This window comes from Plantactinospora sp. WMMC1484, assembly GCF_049315195.1.
Taxonomy (GTDB): Bacteria; Actinomycetota; Actinomycetes; order Mycobacteriales; family Micromonosporaceae; genus Plantactinospora.
The window spans coordinates 6,633,905-6,651,103 of record NZ_CP186055.1; the positions used below are offsets into that span (position 1 = coordinate 6,633,905).

The following is a 17,199-nucleotide window of genomic DNA, read 5'->3' on the forward strand; positions in this document are numbered from 1 at the left end:
TTACTCGGCCAGCTCGCGCAGCAGGGTGGCGCGGAGTTGGCGGGCCTCGGGGGCGTCCAGCTCGCCGCACCGGTCCAGCGCCCTCCGGCGCAGTCGGCGGGCGTCCGCCGCCCCCACCGGGCCCACGCCGGCCAGGGCGGCGAGGGCGTGCAGGGTCCGCGCCTCCCACCACGGACTGGGTACGCCGGCGAAGAGCGCCAGGGCCTGCCGCAACTCGTCGGCGGCCGCGTCGTACGCGCCGAGTTCCCGCAGCGCCATGCCCTGCTGGTACGCCGCGCTCGCCTCGGCGAACGCCGCCCGGCAGCGCCGGAAGAGCGCACGGGTGCGGGCGTACTCGGCGACCGCTGCCGGCCAGTCGCCCGCGCCGGCCAGGTCTGCGCCGAGGGCCATCATCGTGGCGCCCTGGGCGATCAGCGCGCCGGTGCTGCTCAGCCCGCACTCCCCGCGATAGAACTCGAGCACCTCGCGGTGCAGCTCGGCGGCCTCGGGGAACCGGCCGAGCGCGGCCAGGGCGGAGCCCTGCACGTTGGCCGCACACGCCTCGCCGAGCAGGTAGCCGACCTGGCGGAACAACCCGACGGCCTGGCGGGCGGAGTCGACGGCGTGCAGGGCTCGGCCCGAGCGGATGAAGATCGAGGCGGAGTAGGCCAGCGCCCACGCCTCCTCCCGGCGGTCACCGATCCGCCGGGCCAGTTCCAGCGCCTGCTCCAGCGCGGCCAGCCCGTCGGAGTTGCGCTCCCGGCAGTAGTAGCGCGCCCAGCCGAGGAAGTTGAGCAGCACCGCCTCGTCCCGGGCACTGCCGAGCGCGCGGGCGGCGGTCACTCCGAGCGAGAAGACCTCGTCCCAGGAGTGCCGGTGGGTGGCCGCGTCGGAGTACCAGTGCAGCGCCCGAGCCACCCGTACGACGTCGGCGTGCCAGCCCTGCCGGGCCGCGTCCCGCAGCGCCGCCGGCCAGTTGCCGGACTCCCGATCCAACCAGGCGGCCGCTTCCCGGTCGTCGTCGAACGGGTTGCCCTTGCGGCACGCGCCCGGGGAGAACATCGCCCCCGCCTGCTCGGTCCGGCGCAACAGCCAGCCGACCATCCGGTCGTGCGCCGCACTCCGCCGCTCCGGAGGGTCGTCGCCGGCGAGCCGCTCGTGGGCGTAGAGGCGTACCAGGTCGTGGAACTGGTAGCGGTCGCCGAGCGACAGCAGCAGGCCGGCGTCGACGAGATCCTCGGCCGCCTGGGCGGCGCTCTCCTCGTCGCAGCCGGCGGCGGCCGCGACGAGCCCGGCGTCGAAGTCTGCGCCGGGGATCAGCGACGCCCGCCGGAACACCGCTGCGGTCAACGGGTCGAGCTGCCGGTACGACACCTCGAACGCGGCCCGGACGTCGAGGTCCCCGGCGGTGAGGACGGTCAGCCGCCGTCGCTGGTCGCGCAACTGGCCGACCAGACGCGCAACGCTCCACTGTGGGCGGCCGGCCAGTCGGTTGCCGGCGATCCGCAGCGCCAGCGGCAGCCGTCCGCAGAGCCGGACGAGCTGCTCGGCGGCGGCCGGCTCGGCGGCCACCCTGCCGGCCCCGAGGATCGAGGCCAGCAGCTCCCGCCCCGGTTCCGGCTCCAGTACGCCGAGCGGCACCCGTACCGCGCCGGTGAGCCCGGTCAGCGGGCGCCGGCTGGTGACCAGGACCAGACAGTGCTGCCCGGCCGGCAGCAGGGGGCGCACCTGCCCCTCGTCGGCCGCGTTGTCGAGCACCAGCAGCAGGCGGCGGTCCCGGGTCAGGGTGCGGAACAGGCCGCTGCGCTCGGCCGGCGGCACCGGCAGCCGGGCGTCCGGCAGGCCGAGCGAGCGCAGCAGCCCGGCCAGCGCCTCGGCCGGATGCACCCGACCCCGTTCCGGCGCCGCCGCAGGTCCGTTGCCGGCCGTCGCCTGCACGCCGCCTCCGGCCGCCGCCGGTCCGCCTCCGGCCGCCGCCGGTCCGTCTCCGGCCGCCGCCTGCGCCCCGCCGCCGGAGTCGACCACCGCTCCGGCCAGGTCGACGAAGAGCTGCCCGTCCGGAAAGCTCGGACTGAGCAGGTGGCCGGCCGCGACGGTCAGGCTGGTCTTGCCGATTCCTGGTGGCCCGTGCAGCACCACGAGCCCGGCGGTGCCGGTACGGCCGGCCGCGAGATCGGCGACCACGGTGCGCAGCACCGCCAGTTCGGCGCCCCGGCCGGCGAGGTCGGGCACGGCGCTGGGCAGTTCCCCGGGCACGACAGTGGCGGGCGTACCGTCCGGCGGGATGCGTTCGGTGCGGGCGGCGGCGAGGAAGTCGGTCCGGTCCGCGCCGTCGAGCCCGAGGGCGTCGGCGAGCAGCGTGGCGGTGCGCCGCTGCGGGGACCGGACACGGCCCCGTTCCATCTCCCGGATGCTCCGGACGCTCGAACCGGAGCGTTCCGAGAGCTCCTCCTGGGTCAGCCCGCCACGGCGCCGGAGCGTCCGGAGCAGGTCCCCGAACTGGTCGTGCTGCGGCTGGCCCACCGGCTCCCCCCAACCACCAGTGCGCGCCCCCACGCGCACCGCACCTGCTGTCGATGCTTGCACATGCGCCGCGGTGCCGGCATCGGCCCGGCTGTGAGGTCCACCATGTACAGCCGGTGACGCCACCGGAGGCGACGCAGGCGACGAACGTGCGCGGCGTCTCCGGCCAGGCAGCACCGTCTCCGTCGTCCACATGACGATTCACCACGGCAATAGGTGTAAAAGCGGACGTAAGCACCCGGAAAGAGCGCTCTCAGAAAGGAACCTTAACCGTTTAATATTGACGTCATCTTATCGACATGGGAATGATCGGTCCTGGCGCGTACCCCGATCGGTTCTGGAGGGCACGACATGCGTCCACATGCGCGATCCCGAACACCATTGATAGCCCTGGTCAGCGGCCTTCTGGTCGCCTCGCTGCTACCTGCCGGCAGCGCGTCGGCGGCCCCCGACACCGCCGCCGACAGCACCGCCTCCGGCGGCTCCGGCTGGCACGGTGGCCGGCCCGACTACCGCAACCCCCGGCTGCCGATCGACCGCCGGGTCGACGACCTGCTCCGCCGGATGACGCTGCCGGAGAAGGTCGGCCAGATGGCCCAGGCCGAACGGCTGGCGGTCGACGCCGATCCCACGCTGGTCGCCCAGTGGGGACTCGGCTCGCTGCTCTCCGGCGGCGGCTCCACCCCCACCCCGAACACCCCGGAAGCCTGGGTGTCGATGGTCAACGACTTCCAACGGCAGGCGTTGAGCACCCGGCTGGGCATCCCGATCATCTACGGCGTCGACGCCGTGCACGGGCACTCCAACGTCTACGGTGCCACCGTCTTCCCGCACAACATCGGTCTCGGCGCGACCCGCAATCCCGCCCTCGTCCGGGAGATCGGCAGGGCCACCGGCGAGGAGGTCAGGGCCACCGGCATCCCGTGGAACTTCGCCCCCTGCCTCTGCGTGTCCCGGGACGAGCGCTGGGGTCGGGCGTACGAGAGCTTCAGCGAGAACCCGGCGCTGGTCAGCGAGATGACCAGCTACATCGACGGGCTGCGCAGCGCCGGCGTGCTCGCCACCATCAAGCACTACGCCGGTGACGGAGACACCGAGTACGACCACGCCGCCGCCGAGGCCAACGAGAGCCTGCCGCCCGGCTCCCAGCGGTACGTCATCGACCAGGGCGTCACGGTGACCAGCCGGGCCGAGTTCGCGCGGACCAACCTCGCCCCGTTCTGGACCGCGCTGCGCCGGCACGACGTCGACAGCGTCATGCCCTCCTTCTCCAGCGTGGACTGGATCGAGGACGGGGTCGGCAACCCGGTGAAGATGCACGCGCACAAGGAACTGCTCACCCACGTGCTCAAGGGGGCGCAGCGGTTCAAGGGCTTCGTCATCTCGGACTGGGAGGGGATCAACCAGATCCCCGACCCGATCGAGCCGGACGTGGCCGGGCTCACCGCGTACAAGGTGCGGACGTCGGTCAACGCCGGCATCGACATGTTCATGGTGCCGAACAACGCCAAGCAGTTCATCGACCTGCTCCTCGCCGAGGTGCGGGCCGGCCGGGTCAGCCAGGCCCGAATCGACGACGCGGTACGCCGGATCCTCCGGGCGAAGTTCGAGATCGGCCTCTTCGAGCACCCGTACGCCTCGACCCGCGACGTCGACGAGGTCGGCAGCCGCGAGCACCGGGCGCTGGCCCGGCGCGCGGTCGCCGAGTCGCAGGTGCTGCTGAAGAACAGCAACCGGGCGCTTCCGCTGCGCAAGGACGCGAAGATCTACGTGGCCGGACGCAACGCCGACGACATCGGCAACCAGGCCGGTGGCTGGACCATCACCTGGCAGGGCTCCTCCGGCGACATCATCCCGGGCACCACCATCCTGGAGGGCATCCGCGAGGTGGCGCCGCGCGCCGAGATCACCTACAGCGCGGACGGCTCGGCACCGACCGACGGCTCCGACGTCGCCGTCGTGGTGGTCGGCGAGACGCCGTACAGCGAGGGGTTCGGTGACGTCGGCGGGCCGGAGTGCACCTGGTGCTCGGCGCCGCAGCAGGAGGAGAAGTCCCTCTCCCTCCAGCCCGGCGACAAGGCCGTGATCGACAAGGTCTGCGGGGCGATCGACACCTGTGTCGTACTCGTCGTCTCCGGCCGGCCGCAGGTGCTCACCGACCAGCTCGGCGAGATGGACGCCCTGGTCGCCTCCTGGCTGCCCGGCAGCGAGGGAGCCGGCGTCGCCGACGTCCTCTTCGGCCGGCGGCCGTTCACCGGCAAACTCTCGGTGAGCTGGCCGGCGAGCGAGGCCCAGGTGCCGATCAACATCGGCGACCGCAACTACCGCCCGCTCTTCCCGTACGGGTACGGGCTGCGTACCCGCTGAGACCGGTCCGTCGGAGCCGCCGCCGGCCTCCCCACCTCCGGGGAGGCCGGCGGCGCCGGCCGAAACATCCCGGTAGGGTGCGGCCCCGTGACGAACATCGAATGGTCCACAGTACGCGAGCGGGTGACCGCGCTCTCCCGTACCCCACCCGACAGGGTCTTCGGCGCCTACGGCCACGAGTGGGCGCTCGAGCCGCCGCTGCGCCCGGCCGAGCTGGCGGAACTCGAGGAGCAGCTCGGCGTCCGGCTGCCGGAGGACTACCGCAGCTTCCTGCTGGAGGTGAGCCGGGGCGGGGCGGGGCCGTTCTACGGGCTGTTTCCGCTACGTCGGGTGGACGGCCGCTGGGGCTGGCACGGTGACGGCGGTGACCTCACCGCGCTCGACACCCTCGCCGAGCCCTTTCCACACACCGCCCCGTTCAACCCGGCCGCCGGCCTGCCCGAGCCGCCGGACCCCGAGGAGTTCGACACCGTCGAGGAGTTCGACGCGGCCGAGGACGCCTACTGGGAGCTGCACGACCGGGTGGCGTACGACCCGAAGCACACCGTCGGCACCCTCTACCTGAGTCACCTCGGCTGTGCCTACCGGCAGATGCTGGTGGTCAGCGGACCGGAACGGGGCACGATGTGGGCCGACGACAGCGCCGACGACAGCGGCTTCTCGCCGTTGGCCGGCCCGGACGGCGAGCGGGTGAGCTTCGCCCGCTGGTATCTGGACTGGCTCGACCGGGCGACCGCCGAGGCGGGTGCCCCGGCACGCTGAACACCGCCGGAGGCGGACGCACCGGCACACCGCCGGAGGGTACCGGCACACTGCCGGAGGGACGGAGCGGCACACCGCCGGAGGGACGGAGCGGCACACCGCCGGGGTGGGTCGCGCACCGGGTCGGGGCCGCCGGGCAGCCTGCTGGGGTACTGCCCGACGGCCCCGCCGGGGACCGGCCAAGGGACGGGTCAGCCGGTCGCGCAGGCCACGCCGTTGAGCGTGAACGACGTTGGCCGGGGGTTGCTGCCGGTGTGCGTACCGTTGAAGCCGAAGCTGGTCGAGGCGCCCGGGGCGAGCGTCCCGTTGTAGCCCACGTTGGTCGCGGTCACCGCCGTGCCGGACTGGCTCACGGTGGCCGACCAGACCTGGGTGATCCGCTGCCCGGCGGTCAGGGCGAAGGCGAGGGTCCAGCCGTCGATGGTGCCGCTGCCGGTGTTGGTGATCGTGACGGTGCCACTGAACCCGGTGCTCCAGTCGTTGCCGGTCCAGCCGATCCGGCAGCCGCCGGCCGGCGCGGTCGGGGTGGTCAGCGAGACCGGGGCCGACGCCGCCGAGACGTTGCCGGCCGCGTCCACCGCCACCACGTAGAACTGGTACGCGGTGCCGGCCGTCAACCCGGTGACCGGGTACGTCGTGCCGGTCACCGTGCCGAGCAGCACGTCCGTCGCGCCGGCCCCCCGGTAGACCCGGTAACCGGTGACCCCGACGTCGTCGGTCGACGCGGTCCAGCTCAGGGTGGCTCCGGTCGCGGTCACCGCCGAGGCGGTCGGGGTGCCGGGCGCGCTCGGCGCGGTGGTGTCGGGTTCGGACGGGTCCGGCGGCTCCGACGCCGCCGGTGCGGTACCCCAGATCAGCGTGCCGTCCTCGTAGAGGGTCACCTTCGGGTTCGGCCCGGCGGTGGTCTGGTACGACGGGTCGTTGCTCGGATCCCAGGTGCCCCCCTCGGGCACCCCGATCTTGAACTGCACCTCCATCCGGTGCGCCGACTGCCCGGCCGGGGCGATGGTGTGGCCGGAGCAGTCGACCTCGACGTACCAGATGTCGCCGGAGAGCTGCCGGGCGGCGGTCGGCGCCGGGCAACCCTGGGTGTAGGAGCTGGTCACCTGGATCGGGCCGCTCCCCTCGGGCCGGAAGTAGTACCGGAACGAGGAATCGGTCAGCGCCCGGGCCGGGAAGGCGGACCTGTTGTAGACGATCGCCTTGATGCCGGTGGCCCTCGGCTCGGCCTGCATCACCGTGGTCTCCACGGTGATCTCGTCGATGTCCGGCGACTCGGCCGGTGGGAAGCTCGGCAGCGGCGTGCCGCCGTACTCGGAGACGAGCCGGGCCAGCGCGGAGGTGAGCCCGGCGTTGTAGTCGGTGGCGACCTCGTTCATCACGTAGTCGCTCCGGCTGTCGGTGTAGGCGTCGTTCGGCGCGGACGGCCCGCCGACCAGCGCGCCGTAGAGGGTGTGCCGGGTCGCCTCCGGCACCTGCATGCTGTCCCACCAGGAGCCGTGCGCGGTGCGGTGGTGCGGGTTGCGCGGCGGGTTGGCACCGAAGCCGATCAGGTAGCTGGAGTTGCGCGGGTTGTCGCCGAGGGCGTAGTCGATCTGCCGCACGGCGAAGTCGTGGTAGCGGGCCTTCCGGGTCGCGTCGGTGGTCCGATCGCTGTAGACCAGGGCCGCGAACGCGGTGTTGGCGGCGTAGCGCAGCGCCCCCCAGGTGTCCAGCACCGCCATTCCGCCCGGCGAGGTGCGCACCTTCTCGCCGTTGACGCCGACGGTCCAGTAGTCGAGCCAGCGGTTGGCGTCGTCGACGTACTTCTGCTTCCCGGTCAGGTTGGCCAGCAGCACGTACGCGCCGAACTGCTTGTTGTCCCAGGCCACCGTCCACTTGTAGAGCCGGTTGCTCTGCTGTGGTTCGGTGCCGAGCCGGTCGTACTCGGTCTCCGCCTTCGTCAGGTAGCTCGCCTCGCCGGTGGCCCGGTGCAGCCAGATCGCGGCCCAGACCAGTTCGTCCTGATAGCCGCTCCAGGACCGGTAGAAGTTCGTCGCGTCGGTGATGCACTCGTGGTAGGCCCGGCGGACGGTGTCGGCGAAGGTGTAGAGCTGGCGGGCGTGCGTGAGCAGCCGGTCGGCGTAGGCCGGGTCGGTGGGCCGGAAGACCATCGAGGAGGCGGCCATCGCCGCCGCCGTCTCGCCGGCCAGGTCCGAGCCGCCACAGCTCGCGTCGATCCGGTACGCCGGCCGCGCCATCGGCAGCACCTCGGCCGGCCCCCACCACTTGTGGTCGTCGTCGCCCTTGCCGACCTGCCCGTAGAGCACGTTGGCGGACGGGTGCGCCCTGATGAAGTAGTCGTTGACGAAGCGCAGGTTGTCGAGCAGGTGCGGGAGCTGACCGGACGCCTGGTAGCCGCTGCGGTACTCGACGGCGCCCCAGGCCAGCATGGTGGCGCTGAACGCCATCGGGAAGCCGAACTTGACGTGGTCACCGGCGTCGTACCAACCGCCGGTGAGATCCAGCCCGACGCCGGAGCCGTCGGTCAGCGCGGAGTCGCCTCGCCAGGAGACCCGGTTCCAGGCGGGCAGCGGGCCGGACTGCTGCGCCTCGTAGAAGAAGAGCGACTTCTGCAGCGCCTCGGCGTAGTTGAAGGCCGGCGCGGCGACCGGGGCCGGCGCCGATCCGGCTCCGGGGGCCGCGCCGGCTGCCCATGGGGCCGCCGCGGTGACTGCCGCCGGCGCTGCGGCGGGTGGCGCTGCGGTGGCCGGGGTGAGGTTGGTGAGCATCAGTGCGGCGGCGGTCAGTGCCGAGGTACCGGCGGTCACCGCCCGGAGGTACCAGCGGCCCGGCCGCTGGCCGCGGTCGGGCCGCTGCCGGCCGTCGGGTCGCTGCCGGCCGTTGAGGCGTTGCCGGGCGCCTGGTTTCGGCCGGGGACCGGGCCGGGGACGTTGCCCGTTCGGCCGGGCCGGGGTGCTGCGGTCGCGCACTAGAATTGCTCCTGTCCGTGGAGCCGCGCGCGGCGACGCGTAGCGGAGGACACGAGGGGCGGATGTGGGCGCATCCGCCCCTCTCCCTGCGCGGGGCACGACGCGGGTGCGGGGGCTACTGCGGTCTGCGGTGCGTTGGCGCTGGCGCTGCTCTCGGTGGTCTGCGGATCTGATCCATCGGAGCCCCGGGAGCGCTCCCATGGATAGCCAACAATGTAACTGCGCCATTGCCGGTTTGTGAAGGACCCAAACCGGCGACGGCGGGACCGCCGGGCGGGAGCGGGCACGACGGATCACCTCGAGGAACGCCTTTCCGCTAGGTTGACGCGACTCACACCATCTACCGCCATCGATCACCTTCCCGCATCTGCCCAGCTCGGAGCAGTGAGTGACGAGTCAGTAGCCGGCATCGCGGGGGCAACTGGCGGAACGGACGTCCTGGGATACGAGCGTACGGTTGCCGCCGCCGAACGGGCCGGGAGACAGTACGCCCAGCTCAGCGGTGCCATCGACGCCGCCGCACGCTGCTCGTTCCCGGCCGCTCGAGCCTCGGACACCGGCGCCGCAGCGGCCGCCAACCTCTGGGAGACAGCGATGGCACTGCGCCTTGCCGACGGCACCGCCTGGCCGGAGATTCTGGCCCGCGCGGTGCAGGCCACCCCCGAAGCCTTCGATCTCGACGGTCCCGGCGGGACCGTCACCCTGCGCAACCTGATGACCGGCGCCTGGCAGTCGGTCGGCACGCCCACCCCGGTGCGTACCCCGGTGGACAACACCGTGCTGGTCAACCTGGCCCGGGTGGACGCGGACGCGGCCAGGGCCGCCGTCGGGTTCGCCACCGAGCAGCACCGCGACTGGGCCGACCTCCCGCTGGCCGCGCGGAAGGTCCGGGTCGGCGACGCGCTCGACGAGCTGAGCCGGCACCGCGACCTGCTGGCCCTGCTGCTGGTCTGGGAGATCGGCAAGCCCTGGCGGCTGGCCTGCGCCGACGTCGACCGGGCCCTGGACGGCGTCCGGTGGTACGTCGAGGAGATCGACCGGATGCTCGCCGACGGCCGCGAGCCGCTGGCCGGCCCGGTCAGCAACATCGCGAGCTGGAACTACCCGATGAGCGTGCTGGTCCACGCCGAACTGGTGCAGCTGCTCGCCGGCAACGCGGTGATCGCCAAGACCCCGTCGCAGGGCGGTGCGGTCTGCCTCACCGTCGCGCACGCGCTGATGCGCCGCGCCGGGCTGCCCGCCACCCTGCTCAGCGGCGGCGGCGAGGAACTCTCCGAGGTGCTGGTCCGGGCGCCGGAGATCGGTGCAGTGGCCTTCGTCGGCGGTCGCTCCAACGGCGGCAAGGTGGCAGCCGCCCTGCTCGACACCGACAAGCGGCACATGATCGAACAGGAAGGGCTGAACGCCTGGGGCATCTGGGACTTCTCCCAATGGGAGAGCCTCGCCGCGCACCTGAAGAAGGGCTTCGAGTACGGTAAGCAGCGCTGTACCGCGTACCCGCGCTTCGTGGTGCAGCGGGACCTGGTCGACCAGTTCCTCGACACGTACCTGCCGGTGGTCCGGTCGGTCCGGTTCGGGCACCCGCTCGCCGTCGACGAGGACTGGTCCCAGGGTGATCCACTGCCCGAACTCGACTTCGGCCCGCTGATCAGCGCCGCAAAGGCCGACGAGTTGCGCCGCAAGGTCGAGGAGGCGGTCCGGGGCGGTGCCGTACCGCTCTACCGGGGCAAACTGGACCGTGCGCCCTTTCTCCCCGGGCAGGACACCTCGGCGTACGTGGCGCCGTCGGTGCTGCTGGCGCCGCCGGGCCGGTCCCGGCTGATGCACGCCGAGCCGTTCGGCCCGGTCGACACCATCGTGGTGGTGGACACCCCCGACGAGCTGCTGGCGGCGATGAACGCCAGCAACGGCGCGCTGGTGGCCAGCCTCGCCTGCGACGACGAGGAAGAGGCTGCCAAGCTCGCGGTCGACCTCCAGGCCTTCAAGGTCGGCATCAACCGCCCCCGCTCGCGGGGCGACCGGGCGGAGCCCTTCGGCGGCCGGGGCGCCTCCTGGAAGGGCGCCTTCGTCGGCGGCGACCTGCTGGTGCATGCGGTCACCGTCAGCCCCTCGGCCCCGCGCCTGTACGGCAACTTCCCCGACTACAACAGCTACCCGGCGACCTGACCCGCCCGGCTACCCGGGCTGACCCGCCCGACCGCGCGCGACGGCGGGCCGAGCCGGAAAGGGGTCCCTCCGGCCGTCCTACCGGAGGGACCCCATCTCGCCCCAGTCAGGCGGTTCCGGCGGCCCGGTCCCGAACCAGGACCGGGCCGCTGGGTCTCTGCCCGCGCCGCTACGCCTCGGCGACGGCGGCGGGAGTCTCGGTGGCGGGCGTCGGCAGACCACGCTGCCGCGACGTGACCCGCGGGTCGGCCAGCGGCATCGTCAGGGTCACCAGGTTGCCGTCGCGGTCGACAGCGCCCGGCCGGTACATCCGGTCCAGGATCCGCAGCATCGCCACGTTGTCGGCGGAGGTGTGCGCCAGCAGCGCGGCGTAGCCGGCCCGGGTGCCGTACGAGACGAGCCGGCGCAGCAGCGCACCGCCGAGGCCACGGCGCTGCCAGCCGTCCTCCACCAGCAGGGCCAGCTCGGCGAGCAGACCCTCGGCGGTAAGCGTCGCCGTCGCCACCACCTGCTCGGGCCGGCCGCCCCCGGTCTCGTCGCTCAGCGCCAGCAGCGTGACCCCCTGCGCCGGGGACAGCAGCCGGCGCAGCCGGTCGGCCGTCGGCCGCCCCAGCGCCGGGTAACGCCGGTGCAGGCTCCGCGCCGAGCAGCGTGCGTGCATCGCCGCCACACCGGGCAGGTCGTCGGGGGTCGCCGGGCGAACGGCCAACTCGGCACCGTCGGGGAGCACCAGCGTCACCCGCTCGGCGGCCTGCCGCACGGCCGCGCCGGCCAGATCCACCAGCGCCTGGGCGCGGGCGTACTCGGCCGGGGTGAAGCTCGGGGCGGCCCGGAACACCTCGAAGCAACCGCCGTGCGGGTCGGGCAGCCGCATCGCCCCGGCACCGTGCTCCGGCCCCGGCGCGCCGGAGACCGGCCGCCAGGTGACGGAGTCGGCGCTGAGCAGGCTGCGCAGCGACTCACCGAGGGCATCCGGGTCCCGGACCAGCCGGCTCGCCAGGCCGAGCACCCGGGTCGGCTGGTCGGCCAGCCCCTGCGCCTCGCTGCGGGTCACCCAGCAGTTCCGGCCGCGTCCGCGTTCCACCGCCGCGACCAGGTCATCGGCGGTCAACTCGGCCGGCGCGTCGACCAGGAAGTCGTCGACCGCCCCCGCCTCGGTGGTGTGCACCTGCACGGTGAGGATGTTGACGCCGCGCAGCGCGAGACTCGCCGTGAGTACGGAGAGGAATCCCGGCCGGTCGGCCACCGTCGCTCTGATCCGCCACAGTGTCATCTGCACTCCTTCCCGGATCCAGCCTGCCCGCTCGCTGTTACCCGTCGGTTGCTCTGCCGTGACAGGTCACGCTCACTCAGCCGCCCCGCCTCGTGACCGTTCAGCCGCCCCGCCTCGTGACCGTTCAGCCGCCCCGCCTCGTGACCGTTCAGCCGCCCCGCCTCGTGACCGTTCAGCCGCCCCGCCTCGTGACCGTTCAGCCGCCCCGCCTCGTGACCGTTCAGCCGCCCTGGCCATAACGCTCAGTCGTGCCGCTGTAACGTTCAGCCGTGTCGGCCCGTGATGGCCGGCAGCCGCCCGACCGCCGGAGCGGCCGCGGCGGGGCGGACCGGCGCCACGGCGGATCCGGAGGTCATCGCCGTCATCCCCGCCGCGCCACCCGGACCGGGCGTTGGCGCGGCCGGTGCGGCCGGCGGGGGCGCCGCCTCCGCTGCGTCGACCTGCTCCGGCGCCGCCGGTGGCGCGCTGACCAGGTCGAGCCGGTCACCGAGGATGGTGGCGGCCGCCCGGACCAGTTGGGCGATCCGATCCACCTCGGTGACGTGGAAGCCGGCCGCCGTCAGCCCGTCGCCGTCGACCCGGGCCAGCATCAGCACCAGCCCGGCCCGGCCGAACGGGGCGACCGCGTAGTGGGTCCCCGCCGGGCCGTTCAACGACCGGGCCCGCAACGGGGTCACCTCGGGAAGGTGGAGCGGGCTCGGCGCCCGCCAGCTCGCGTACGCCACCGCCGGCGCGCCGCTGCCGCGGACCGTTCCCGCGCCCATGCCGGTGCGGGCCGCCCAGTCCGCCGGCACCACGGCCGCGGCGGCCCAGTCGGCGGCGAGCAGGCCGGGTACCGCGTCGACCAGCGTGGCCAGCCCGTCCGTCGGGTTCGCGGCGATCTGGGCGAGCAGCTCCGCGTCCTGCCCGCCGCCGTTCGGCGCGCCGATCGCCCGCCACATGCCGTTGACCCGTACCCCCGGGATGGCACCGAGGCCGGCGCAGAGCCGGTCGACCCGGGATGCGCCGGGCCAGACCACCGTGAAATCGTCCACGGCCCGGCCGCCCAGCCGCTCCAGCACCACGACCTGAACGATGTCGGCACCTGCGACGCCCAGCGTACGAGCGACCTGACCGAGCGTTCCGGGTCGATCCGGCAGGGTCACCCGAACCCTCAGCAACATGTCCGTCCCCTCCGTCGGCGGACCGGCGCGCGTTCCGCCGGCGAGCTGTCAACCAGGCTGCCCTATGACCATTTCGCCCCTGTTGCCGTGGCATGTCCCGGCAGCAACGACCCGTGTTCACCCAGAAGACGCAGGGTGCTCACCGTCCCCCGCGTCAGCCGGCGGGCCGATCCGCGTCTCGCGGACGGGCGACCGTGCCGCAGCGGGCCGGCGGGGCTTGACTGGACGGCCCAGATGCCATCAACTGTCCGGATGACCGATCCGCCGGCCACCGCCGTCCGGCCGGAACCCCCCGCCAGGTCACCGTCCGGGCTCGACCTCGACCGGCTGACCGAGCATCTCGCGGCGCACCGGCCCGAGCTGCTGACCGGCCCGCTCCGGGCGGAGCTCTTCGCCGGTGGCCGCTCCAACCTCACCTACCTGGTCCGCGCCGGAGAGCACGAGTTCGTGCTCCGTCGCCCGCCGCTGGGGCACGTGCTGGCCACCGCGCACGACATGGGCCGGGAGTTCCGGGTGATCTCGGCGCTGGCCCCGACCGGGGTGCCGGCGCCCACCACCCTGCTGCACTGCGCCGACGAGGCGGTCCTCGGAGCGCCGTTCTACCTGATGGAACGCGTCCCCGGGGTGGTCTACCGCAACCGCAGCCAGACCGACGCGCTGACGCCGGCCCAGCGCCGGCAGCTCGCCCTGGCGATGATGGATGTGCTGGCGACGCTGCACGGCGTGGACCCCGCGGCCGTCGGCCTGGCCGACTTCGGCCGGCCGGAGGGCTTCCTGGCCCGGCAGGTCCGCCGCTGGGGCGGGCAGCTCGACCGGTCCCGCAGCCGGCCGCTGCCCGGCATCGACGAGCTGCGCGACCGGCTCGCCGCGACCGCGCCGGAGGGCGCGAACGCCGGGCGGATCGTGCACGGCGACTACCGGCTGGACAACCTGGTCGCCGGGTGCCAGGGCGACACCACCACGACCATCTCATGCCGCGCGGCCGCGGGCACACCGGGATCCGGGCCGGAGGCGGAGGCGGAGGCGGAGGCGGTGGGGGTCCGGGCGGTACTCGACTGGGAGATGGCCACCCTCGGCGATCCGCTCGCCGACCTCGGCCTGCTGGTGACCTACTGGGAGGTGCTCGGCGACTCCGACGCGGCGGCCGGCAACCCGGTCGCCGACGGGCTCGGGCCGCGGGCCGGCTTCCCGGCCGCCGCCGAACTGATCGACCGGTACGCCGAGCGCAGCGATGTCGACGTCGGCCCGCTGGACTGGCACGTGGCGCTCGGCTGCTTCAAGCTCGCCGTCATCTGCGAGGGCATCCACTATCGGCACACCCTCGGGCAGACCGTCGGCGAGGGGTTCGACCGGATCGGCGCTCTCGTCGACCCACTGGTCGCGCAGGGCCTGGCCGCGCTCGGCCGGCACTGACCTGACCCGACCCGACGGGTGCCACGGACCCGACGGGTGCCGACCGGCCTCAACACCACCGACCGGCCCCAACGCCCCCCGACCTGCCCCAACGCCCCCGACCTGCCTCAACACCACCGACCGGCCCGACGGCCAGCGACCCGCCCGACGGGTGCCGACCCGGCCGGACTACCGAGGAGCACCGATGGACTTCGGCTTCGACGCGCGCACCGCCGAGCTGCACGAGGCGTTGCACGACTTCCTGACCGACCGGATCCTGCCGGCCGAGGCGGTCTTCGCCGAGCAGGTCGCCGCCGCCGCGCAGGCTCCGCCCGACCCGGCGACCGGCGCCGGGCCGTGGAGCCGGCCGCCCATCCTCGACGAGCTCAAGGCCGAGGCCCGCCGGCGCGGCCTGTGGAACCTCTTCCTGCCGGATCCGGAGTACGGTGCCGGGCTCACCAACCTCCAGTACGCCCCGCTGGCCGAGCTGACCGGACGCAGCCCGCACCTGGCGCCGGAGGCGCTCAACTGCGCCGCCCCGGACACCGGCAACATGGAGCTGCTCGTCGACTTCGGCAGCCCGGCCCAACGGGAGCGCTGGCTGCGCCCGCTGCTCGACGGCGAGCTGCGCTCGGCGTTCTGCATGACCGAGCCGGAGGTCGCCTCCTCGGACGCGACGAACATCGCCACCCGGATCGTCGCCGACGGCGACGACTACGTGATCACCGGACGGAAGTGGTGGTCGACCGGGGCGATGGATCCGCGCTGCGGGATCTTCGTCGTGATGGGCAAGACCGACCCGGATGCGCCCCGGCACCGGCAGCAGAGCATGGTGCTGGTGCCCCGGGACACCCCGGGGGTGACGGTGCACCGGGGGCTGACCGTCTTCGGCTACTCGGACGGGGCGCACGGTGGCCACGCCGAGGTGAGTTTCGACGACGTACGGGTGCCGGCGGACCACCTGATCGGCGCGCCCGGTGACGGCTTCGCCATCGCGCAGGCCCGGCTCGGTCCGGGCCGGATCCACCACTGCATGCGCCTGGTCGGGATGGCCGAGCGCGCCCTCGAACTCCTCTGCCGGCGCGTCGCCGACCGGGTCGCCTTCGGCAGGCCCCTGGCCGAGCAGGGCGTGGTGCAGGACTGGATCGCCGAGTCCCGGGTCCGGATCGAGCAGGCCCGGCTGCTGGTGCTGAAGACGGCCTGGCTGATGGACACGGTCGGCAACCGGGGCGCGCACGCCGAGATCCAGGCGATCAAGATCGTGACTCCGGCGATGGCCGAGTGGGTGCTCGACAAGGCGATCCAGGCGTACGGCGGGGCCGGCGTCAGCCAGGACACCCCGCTCGCCGCGCTCTGGGCCGGGGCCCGGACCCTGCGTCTGGCGGACGGCCCGGACGAGGTGCATCGGGCCGCGCTGGCCCGACGTGAGCTGCGGCGTTGGACGGGCGACTGAACGCCGCGTGCGGACGGGGCGGGCCTCAGGCGGAGGTGCGGTGCACCAGGTGGGTGTCGAGCAGCACGTAGGGCACCTCCCGCTCCTCCCGGCGGATCCGCGAGACGAGCAGCCGGGCCATCTGCCGGCCCATCTCCTCCATCGGCTGGAAGACAGTGGTCAGCGGCGGCTCGGTCTGCCGGGCGATCGGGGCGTCCTCGAAGCCGACCACCGCGACGTCCTCCGGGATCCGCCGGCCCGCCTCCCGGAGCGCCCGCAGCGCGCCGCAGGCCATCAGGTCGGAGGCGACGAAGACCGCGTCCAGCTCCGGGCAGCTGTCCAGCAGCCGCCGCATCGCCGCCGCGCCGCTGGTCTCGCTGAAGTCGCCGTACGCGATCATGCCGTCGCTGACGTACCCGCCGCTGTCGCGTACCGCGTCCTGGTAGCCGGTCAGCCGGGCGACGCCGACGCCCATGTCCTGCGGGCCGGCGATCGTCGCCACCCGCTTGCGGCCCTGGCCGACGAGGTGCTCCACGGCCTGCCGGGCGCCACCTGCGTTGTCCACGTCGACGAAGTACGCCCCCGCCGGGTTGCCGAGCATCCGGGCCGGCCGCCCGCCGAGCACGGTCGGCAGCCCGCGCTGCTCCAGCAGGGTCGGCAGCGGGTCGGCGTCGTGCAGCGAGAGCAGGAGTACGCCGTCCACGTGCTGATTGGTCAGGTGGTGCTCGACCCGCTCCCGCTCGGCCGGTGACTGCGCCATCGCCAGCCAGAGCTGCATCGGGGTCTCCAGCAGCGCGGAGCTGATCCCCCGCACGATGCCGGCGAAGAACGGCTCGCCGAAGACCCGCTCCTCCGACTCGGAGACCACCAGGGCCACCGAGTCGGTCCGCTGGGTGACCAGGGCCCGGGCCGCCCGGTTGGGCACGTAGCCCAGTTCGGCGATGGCGCGCTGCACCGCCGCCCGGGCCTCCGGACTCACCTGGGGCGAGCCGTTGACGACGCGGGACACCGTGCCTCGCCCCACTCCGGCGCGGGCGGCGACCGCATCCAGGGTGGGCCGCCCGAGCGAGCGGGTGCGCTGGGTTGTCATCGTCTGTCCCTCCGACGTCGGGTGTCCGGCGCCGACCGCGTGCGGGTCGGCGCCGGACACCCCCAATACTGCTTGACCAC

General features: G+C 73.7%; 8 protein-coding genes and 2 pseudogenes. 5 read left to right on the forward strand and 5 right to left on the reverse strand.

Features of this window, described 5'->3' with window-relative positions:
• Positions 1-2,502: an ATP-binding protein gene (locus tag ACN28C_RS28450; protein ID WP_422770590.1), complete on the reverse strand. Its 2,502-nt coding sequence runs from the start codon at positions 2,500-2,502 to the stop codon at positions 1-3.
• Between the two features lie 381 nt (positions 2,503-2,883).
• Between ACN28C_RS28450 and ACN28C_RS28455 the strand changes: the two genes are divergently transcribed.
• Entirely contained in the window at positions 2,884-4,869 is a 1,986-nt protein-coding gene (locus tag ACN28C_RS28455) for a glycoside hydrolase family 3 protein (protein WP_422770591.1), read from the forward strand.
• Positions 4,870-4,956: 87 nt separating this feature from the next.
• Positions 4,957-5,631: an SMI1/KNR4 family protein gene (locus tag ACN28C_RS28460; protein ID WP_422770592.1), complete on the forward strand. Its 675-nt coding sequence runs from the start codon at positions 4,957-4,959 to the stop codon at positions 5,629-5,631.
• Positions 5,632-5,822: 191 nt separating this feature from the next.
• Here ACN28C_RS28460 and ACN28C_RS28465 read toward each other — a convergent pair whose 3' ends face one another.
• Complete coding sequence (locus ACN28C_RS28465; RefSeq protein WP_422774837.1) at positions 5,823-8,402, reverse strand: glycoside hydrolase family 9 protein; 2,580 nt, start codon at positions 8,400-8,402, stop codon at positions 5,823-5,825.
• A 795-nt stretch (positions 8,403-9,197) separates the two neighbouring features.
• On the opposite strand from ACN28C_RS28465, the gene ACN28C_RS28470 reads away from it, so the two are divergent.
• A complete protein-coding gene (locus ACN28C_RS28470; RefSeq protein WP_422770593.1) occupies positions 9,198-10,769 on the forward strand; it encodes an aldehyde dehydrogenase family protein in 1,572 nt (523 codons plus the stop codon).
• Positions 10,770-10,938: 169 nt separating this feature from the next.
• Here ACN28C_RS28470 and ACN28C_RS28475 read toward each other — a convergent pair whose 3' ends face one another.
• Complete coding sequence (locus tag ACN28C_RS28475; protein WP_422770594.1) at positions 10,939-12,042, reverse strand: GNAT family N-acetyltransferase; 1,104 nt, start codon at positions 12,040-12,042, stop codon at positions 10,939-10,941.
• Positions 12,043-12,497: 455 nt separating this feature from the next.
• Positions 12,498-13,205, reverse strand: a pseudogene (locus tag ACN28C_RS28480) (amino acid-binding protein); the annotation flags it as partial.
• A 309-nt stretch (positions 13,206-13,514) separates the two neighbouring features.
• Here ACN28C_RS28480 and ACN28C_RS28485 point away from each other — a divergent pair.
• Both ACN28C_RS28485 and ACN28C_RS28490 read left to right on the forward strand, forming a co-directional pair.
• Positions 13,515-14,618: pseudogene (locus ACN28C_RS28485) on the forward strand (phosphotransferase family protein); the annotation flags it as partial.
• 184 nt (positions 14,619-14,802) lie between these two features.
• Positions 14,803-16,050, forward strand: a complete 1,248-nt coding sequence (locus ACN28C_RS28490; protein WP_422770595.1) for an acyl-CoA dehydrogenase family protein — start codon at positions 14,803-14,805, stop codon at positions 16,048-16,050.
• Positions 16,051-16,075: 25 nt separating this feature from the next.
• Here ACN28C_RS28490 and ACN28C_RS28495 read toward each other — a convergent pair whose 3' ends face one another.
• Complete coding sequence (locus ACN28C_RS28495; RefSeq protein ID WP_422770596.1) at positions 16,076-17,119, reverse strand: LacI family DNA-binding transcriptional regulator; 1,044 nt, start codon at positions 17,117-17,119, stop codon at positions 16,076-16,078.
• Between the last annotated feature and the right edge of the window lie 80 nt (positions 17,120-17,199).

Bases quoted from the DNA above. Each gene is read 5' to 3' on its own strand.
- ACN28C_RS28465 (WP_422774837.1), bottom strand. From the start codon at position 8,402: ATGCTCACCAACCTCACCCCGGCCACCGCAGCGCCACCCGCCGCAGCG.
- ACN28C_RS28470 (WP_422770593.1), top strand. From the start codon at position 9,198: ATGGCACTGCGCCTTGCCGACGGCACCGCCTGGCCGGAGATTCTGGCC.
- ACN28C_RS28475 (WP_422770594.1), bottom strand. From the start codon at position 12,042: ATGACACTGTGGCGGATCAGAGCGACGGTGGCCGACCGGCCGGGATTC.
- ACN28C_RS28490 (WP_422770595.1), top strand. From the start codon at position 14,803: ATGGACTTCGGCTTCGACGCGCGCACCGCCGAGCTGCACGAGGCGTTG.
- ACN28C_RS28495 (WP_422770596.1), bottom strand. From the start codon at position 17,119: ATGACAACCCAGCGCACCCGCTCGCTCGGGCGGCCCACCCTGGATGCG.